Source organism: Pseudomonas sp. 51_B, assembly GCF_017491595.1.
Lineage (GTDB): Bacteria > Pseudomonadota > Gammaproteobacteria > Pseudomonadales > Pseudomonadaceae > Aquipseudomonas > Aquipseudomonas promysalinigenes.
Genome location: NZ_JAFGYW010000352.1, coordinates 1 through 459, shown reverse-complemented (window position 1 = coordinate 459; position 459 = coordinate 1). Strand labels below are relative to the sequence as shown.

Sequence of the window (459 nt, the reverse complement as noted above, 5' to 3'; positions counted from 1 at the left end):
ATGGTGCGCTGCGCCCACTGCGGCGTGCACCTGCCGCGCGACCGCGCGCTGGGCAACCAGCAACTGTGGTATTGCAGCCAGGCTCATCTCGAGCAAGGCCCGGGCGCCAGTGGTCGCTGAGGCCGCCAACGCCGACCAGAAACAGGCGCAGCGTCTGCTGCGCCTTTATCACCTGTACCGTTTAAGTGTCGGCATCACTCTGGTGCTGCTGATCTCCAGCAACATGGACAACCGCCTGCTGACGTCGGCCAACGACTATCTGCTGCGCGGCGGCAGCTGGCTGTACCTGATCATCAACATGCTGCTGGTGGTGTTCCTTGAAAACACCCGGCGCCCGGCGCAGTTGTTCACCCTGGCGCTTGTCGATGTGCGGCTGTTGTGCGGCCTGTTCTACGCGGCCGGCGGCGTGGCCAGTGCGCTGGGCAATTTGCTGGTGGTCTCGGTGGCGATCAGCAACAC

The 459-nt window shown here is 64.3% G+C and carries 1 protein-coding gene and 1 pseudogene; both read left to right on the top strand.

All coding sequences use genetic code 11. From position 1 onward, the window contains the following. Window positions 1-120: PP0621 family protein (locus J5M56_RS27100; protein WP_279381848.1), on the top strand; the 120-nt coding region annotated here is incomplete at its 5' end. After that, window positions 110-459: pseudogene (locus tag J5M56_RS25190) on the top strand (PAS domain-containing sensor histidine kinase); the annotation flags it as partial. The gene J5M56_RS27100 and the pseudogene J5M56_RS25190, both read left to right, overlap by 11 nt.